Below are 3,973 nucleotides of genomic sequence, written 5' to 3'. Positions count from 1 at the left end.
ACCAACTCCGCCCGCGCGGCCTGGTACACCTTGATGCCGGCGCGGCCCTCGCGCAACTGGTTGTCCAGCAACACCGTGCCCGGAACAAACCGCAATCGATCCTCTATCCAGTGCAGGGCATCGGGCGAGCGCACCGCCTCGGCCAGCGTCACCGTGCTGGCGCTTGCCGACGGCAGTTGCGCCAGCAAGTGTTGCTTTTCGTGCATGCGTTGCAGCTGCCAACTGCCCAGCACCATGAACACCGCCGCCACGGCGAAGGCGAGCACCCATCCGGAAAAGACCGTGTGCTGTCGCGTCATGACAAGCCGGCCGCGAGCAGGTGATATAGCGGGGACTTCCCACCCGCCGAGCCGCGCATGAATGATTCGCTGAAGACCCTGCTGGTAATCGCGTTCTTGATCGTCATCGTCTGGAATCTGGGGGCCGGCCTCTACTACCTGATGATCGATCGCGGCCAGACCAAGCGCACGGTCAACGCGTTGACCCGGCGCATCGCCCTGTCGGTGGCGCTGATCCTGCTGGTGGTCCTTGGCATCTACAGCGGCTGGATCAAGCCGCACGGAGTCGGCGGCTGAGTCCGGCCACGGCCGCGTTGCCCGATGCGACGCGGCCGGCGCATCGCCTACAGCACGTAGACGAACAGGAACAGCATCAGCCACACCACATCGACGAAGTGCCAGTACCACGCCGCCGCTTCGAAACCGAAGTGGTTGTCGCGGCTGAAGTGGCCCTTGGCCGCACGCAGCCACATCACCGCCAGCATGATCGTGCCCAGCGCCACATGCGCGCCATGGAAACCGGTGAGCAGGAAGAAGGTGGAGCCGTAGATACCCGAGCCCAGGGTCAGATTCAGCTCCTTGTAGGCGTGGATGTATTCCTCGGCCTGGAAGAACAGGAACACGCAACCCAGCACCACCGTCGCGCCCAGCCACAGCAACAGCTGCTTGCGTCTACCGGCCTTGAGCGCGTGGTGGGCAATGGTCAGCGTGATGCCCGAACTCAGCAGTATCAGCGTATTGAGCAGCGGCAGCCCCCACGCCGGAATGGTCTGGAACGCCCCGCCGATATCGCCGGGGCCATTGGTCGGCCACGCCGCCGAATAGCCGTCCCACAGCAGTTCGTTGGTCATCACCCCGTGACCTTCACCGCCCAGCCACGGCAGGCCCATCTGGCGGGTGTAGAACAGCGCACCGAAGAACGCGCCGAAGAACATCACCTCGGAGAAGATGAACCACACCATTCCCATCCGGAACGAGCCATCGACCTGGTGGTTGTAGCGCCCGGCCACCGACTCGCGGATGACATCGCCGAACCACAAAAACAGGGTGAAAACCATCATCGCCACCCCGGCGAAGAAGGTCCAACGCCCCCAGCCGGCGTCGTTCAACCAGCTGGCCACTCCCACCATCATCACCAGCATGGAAATCGAGCCGACGAAGGGCCACTTGCTGTGGCTCGGCACGAAGTAGACATTGGCATCAGAGGTGTTGTGGGCCATGGCTTGCTTCCGGGTCCGTGATCTAGGGGGCCGCATGCGCAGCGGTCGCGGCCGAGGCCGAAACCAGCTGCTCTGTCAGCGCATCATTCTTGAAGAACGTGTAGGACAAGGTGATCGTTTTGACGTCGGCCGGCAGGTCCGGATCAACGATGAAACGCACCGGCATGTCGCGCTTTTCCCCGGCCTGCAAGGTCTGCGCGGTGAAACAGAAACATTCGGTCTTGTTGAAGTAGCCCGACGCCCGTGCCGGCGCCACCGACGGCACCGCGCTACCGACCAGCGCGCGATCGCTGTCGTTGCGGGCAAAGTACAGCGCCTCGTTCAATTCGCCCGGCACCACATCCATCGTCAGCCGTTCCGGATGGAAGGCCCACGGCAGCTTGGAATTGACCCCGCCATCGAACTCCACCCGCACCGTGCGTTTGCTGGTGCCGGCCGAGGCCGCCGCCGGCGGGCTCGCACCGCGCTCCAGCCGCACGCCGAACACCTTCTCGCAGGCGATACGGTACAGCGGCACCAGCGAGAAGGTCAGCACAAACACCGCCAATGCCACGCCAATCAGCCGGCCCATGCCGGCATTGCGCTCGGGTTTGGGCGCGGGCGTGGTCAATGCGCCAGAACGCCGGAAAGGATGAAACCGGCGTAGATCGCCACCGCCAACAGCCCCACCACCAGCGCGGTGCGGCGCGAGCGGCGGCGACGCAGCGCCAGCTCCTCAGGTTGCAATGGGCGAGGGTCCATCTGTTTCCCCTGTTTCAGTGGGTGACGTCATCGTGGGCCAGATCGCCCGGCTTGATGACCGGTGGCACGGTGAAGGTATGCGCCGGTGCCGGCGACGGCAGCGTCCACTCCAGTCCGCGCGCGCTTTCCCACGCCCGGGCCTCGGCGCGTTTGCCGTTGCGCAGCGAGCTCAGCAGGATCGCCGCCATCAGGAACGGGGTGACGAACATGCCGAACGCACCGATCGAGCTGACCAGGTTCCAGTCGGCGAACACCGGGTTGTAGTCGGGGATACGGCGCGGCATGCCCGCCAGGCCAAGGAAGTGCTGCGGGAAGAACAGCAGGTTGACGAACACCATCGTCCACCAGAAATGCACCTTGCCCCAGAACTCGTTGTACATGCGGCCGGTCCACTTCGGCCACCAGTAGTAGACCGCGGCGATCAGCGCCAGCACCGCGCCGGTGACCAGCACGTAGTGGAAGTGCGCCACCACGAAATAGGTGTCGTGGTACTGGAAGTCGGCCGGCACGATGGCCAGCATCAGGCCGGAAAAACCGCCAATGGTGAACAGGATCACGAAGGCGATGGAGAACAGCATCGGTGTCTCGAAAGTCAGCGAGCCTTCCCACATCGTGCTGACCCAGTTGAACACCTTCACCCCGGTCGGAATCGAGATCAGCATCGTGGCGAACATGAAGTAGATCTCGCCCCCCAGCGGCATGCCCACCGTGAACATGTGGTGCGCCCACACGATGAACGACAGGAACGCGATCGCCGCGGTCGCGTAGACCATGGCCTGGTAACCGAACAGCGGCTTGCGGCTGAAGGTGGGGAGGATCTCGCTGACCACACCGAACGCCGGCAGGATCATGATGTAGACCTCCGGATGGCCGAAGAACCAGAAGATGTGCTGGTACATCACCGGGTCGCCACCACCGGCGGCATTGAAGAAGCTGGTGCCGAAGAACTTGTCGGTCAGCAGCATCGTCACCGCTCCGGCCAGCACCGGCATCACCGCGATCAGCAGGAACGCGGTGATCAGCCAGGTCCAGCAGAAGATCGGCATCTTCAGCAGGTCGATGCCCGGTGCGCGCATGTTCAGCACGGTGGCGATGATGTTGATCGCGCCCATGATCGAGCTGACACCGGCGACGTGGATGGCGAACACGCTGAAGGCGACGTTGTAGCCACCCTGCAACGACAGCGGCGGGTACATGGTCCAGCCGCCGGCCGGCGCGCCGCCCGGCAGGAACAGCGTCAGCAACAGCAACGTGAAGGCCACCGGCAGCAGCCAGAACGACCAGTTGTTCATGCGCGGCAGCGCCATGTCCGGCGCGCCGATCTGCAGCGGGATCATCCAGTTGGCCAGGCCGACGAAGGCCGGCATCACGCCGCCGAAGATCATCACCAGCGCGTGCACGGTGGTCATCTGGTTGAAGAATTCCGGCTTGACGTACTGCAGCCCGGGCTGCGCCAGCTCCATGCGGATCACCACACTCATCGCCGCGCCGACGATGAACATCAGGAAGCTGAAAAGCAGATACAGCGTGCCGATGTCTTTGTGGTTGGTGGAGAAGAACCAGCGTTCGAAAAAGCCCTGTTGGTGCCCGTGGTGATCGGAGTGCTCGACTGCGGAATTCGCCATTGCAACTACACCTCGTTATCCGTTTTCAGGCATCGCGCCGGCCGTCACGCCGGCACGCTGGAATATCAGGCACCGCTGGCTGTTGGCGCGAGCGCGGCTTCGGGTTGCG

5 protein-coding genes are annotated in these 3,973 nt (G+C 63.8%); 1 reads left to right on the top strand and 4 read right to left on the bottom strand.

The genetic code is table 11. The features are described from left to right. On the bottom strand, positions 1 to 266 hold a 266-nt coding region (locus JCM9942_RS11840; RefSeq protein ID WP_304941141.1), incomplete at its 3' end, for an SURF1 family cytochrome oxidase biogenesis protein. Positions 267 to 356: 90 nt separating this feature from the next. Between JCM9942_RS11840 and JCM9942_RS11835 the strand changes: the two genes are divergently transcribed. Beyond that, on the top strand, positions 357 to 575 hold the full coding sequence (locus JCM9942_RS11835; RefSeq protein ID WP_054659890.1) for a twin transmembrane helix small protein: 219 nt from the start codon (positions 357 to 359) through the stop codon (positions 573 to 575). A 47-nt stretch (positions 576 to 622) separates the two neighbouring features. On the opposite strand, the gene JCM9942_RS11830 is transcribed toward JCM9942_RS11835, so the two are convergent. The 3 genes from JCM9942_RS11830 to ctaD form a co-directional block, all read right to left on the bottom strand. Beyond that, positions 623 to 1,498 carry a cytochrome c oxidase subunit 3 gene (locus tag JCM9942_RS11830; protein WP_054659888.1) on the bottom strand — a complete coding sequence of 292 codons (876 nt, stop codon included), beginning with the start codon at positions 1,496 to 1,498 and terminating at the stop codon, positions 623 to 625. Positions 1,499 to 1,520: 22 nt separating this feature from the next. Continuing rightward, on the bottom strand, positions 1,521 to 2,108 hold the full coding sequence (locus JCM9942_RS11825; RefSeq protein WP_256202371.1) for a cytochrome c oxidase assembly protein: 588 nt from the start codon (positions 2,106 to 2,108) through the stop codon (positions 1,521 to 1,523). A 145-nt stretch (positions 2,109 to 2,253) separates the two neighbouring features. Next, a complete protein-coding gene (ctaD, locus tag JCM9942_RS11820) occupies positions 2,254 to 3,864 on the bottom strand; it encodes a cytochrome c oxidase subunit I (protein WP_054659884.1) in 1,611 nt (536 codons plus the stop codon). Between the last annotated feature and the right edge of the window lie 109 nt (positions 3,865 to 3,973).

Source organism: Stenotrophomonas pictorum JCM 9942 (assembly GCF_001310775.1).
GTDB classification, from domain to species: Bacteria; Pseudomonadota; Gammaproteobacteria; order Xanthomonadales; family Xanthomonadaceae; genus Stenotrophomonas; species Stenotrophomonas pictorum.
This window is presented reverse-complemented; position numbering and strand designations above follow the sequence as displayed.

Coding starts and splice junctions, on each gene's coding strand:
- JCM9942_RS11835 (WP_054659890.1), top strand. CDS start 357: ATGAATGATTCGCTGAAGACCCTGCTGGTAATCGCGTTCTTGATCGTC.
- JCM9942_RS11830 (WP_054659888.1), bottom strand. CDS start 1,498: ATGGCCCACAACACCTCTGATGCCAATGTCTACTTCGTGCCGAGCCAC.
- ctaD (WP_054659884.1), bottom strand. CDS start 3,864: ATGGCGAATTCCGCAGTCGAGCACTCCGATCACCACGGGCACCAACAG.